A 1288-nucleotide genomic window follows, 5' to 3' on the forward strand; every position below is an offset into this window, starting at 1 on the left:
GCGATCGCCGGCGTCGTGAATTACCTCTGCCTGCGGCTGCTCCAGCGCCTCAAGGATCCGGACGTCAATCTCCGGGCCGCAACCACCTTCAGCTTCAACGACTTCATTTCCAACGGCGGCATCCTGATCGCCGGCGTGCTGGTGCTGTGGTTGGGTACCAATTGGCCGGACCTGCTGGTCGGCTTCGCCACCGCCATCATCGCCATCAAGGGCGGTGTCGAAATCCTGCGCGACGCGCGCGCCGAAACCAAGAAAAGCGAAAGGAGGTCGTCATGAACGACAAGCTCGAACTCGACATTCCAGTGTTGTTGCCGGACCTTCCTGACGCGGCCGATGCCTGCCTGGACCGTCTCGTATCAACCCTGTCAAAGCGCGAAGGTGTCGAGCGGGCGCATGTGATCTGTCTCGACGGCAACACGCCAGCGGCGCTGTGCATCCATTTCGATGCCGCCAAGCTGCCGCTGCCACGGTTGCGCGAAATGGTGCGCGCCGCAGGTGCCGAAATCACCGAGCGCTACGGCCATGCGATCTGGCAGGTGACGGGGATCAACCACGAACGTCGGGCGCGCACGGTCAGCGATGCGCTGTGCGCCTTGCCCGGCGTGGTCCAGGCAAGCGCCAGCACCAGCGGGTCTGTCCGGGTCGAATATGATCGCCGCGAAACCACCGAAGAGGAGGTGCGCGCTGCGCTTCGCAAGCTGAAGGTGAGGGTGGGCAAGCGGGTCGCTGCCGATGAACATGCCGGCCACGACCACGGCCCCGGGGGCCACGGCGCGGGCGAAGAGAAGCACGGCCCCGGCGATGGCCACGACCATAGCCACGCCGAATTTCTCGGCCCCAATACCGAGCTGATCTTCGCGCTCGCCTGTGGCGCGCTGCTGGGGATCGGCTACGCGATCGAGAGGCTGGTCGCTGGCGCGCCCGAATGGCTGCCGACCGCCTGCTATATCGCAGCCTATTTCTTCGGCGGATTCTTCACGCTGCGCGAGGCGATCGACAACCTCCGGATGAAGAAGTTCGAGATCGACACGCTGATGTTGGTCGCTGCGGCCGGCGCCGCTGCGCTGGGCGCATGGGCCGAAGGTGCGCTGCTGCTGTTCCTGTTCAGCCTCGGCCATGCGCTTGAGCATTATGCAATGGGCCGCGCCAAGAAGGCGATCGAGGCGCTGGCGAAGCTCGCGCCCGAAACCGCGACCGTGCGACGCGGCGGGCAGACCAGCGAAATCCCGGTCGAGCAGATGGTCGTCGGGGACATTGCCATCGTCCGCCCGAACGAGCGCCTGCCTGC

General features: G+C 65.5%; 2 protein-coding genes. Both read left to right on the forward strand.

The window, feature by feature from the left end; translation table 11 throughout:
* The coding region (locus tag BV95_RS22505; RefSeq protein ID WP_037457592.1) for a cation efflux transmembrane domain-containing protein at window positions 1-276 on the forward strand (276 nt) is incomplete at its 5' end.
* A partial coding sequence (locus BV95_RS22510; RefSeq protein WP_037457594.1) for a heavy metal translocating P-type ATPase occupies window positions 273-1288 on the forward strand: 1016 nt, incomplete at its 3' end. The genes BV95_RS22505 and BV95_RS22510, both read left to right, overlap by 4 nt.

The organism is Sphingobium chlorophenolicum, from assembly GCF_000722875.1.
Classification (GTDB): domain Bacteria; phylum Pseudomonadota; class Alphaproteobacteria; order Sphingomonadales; family Sphingomonadaceae; genus Sphingobium; species Sphingobium chlorophenolicum.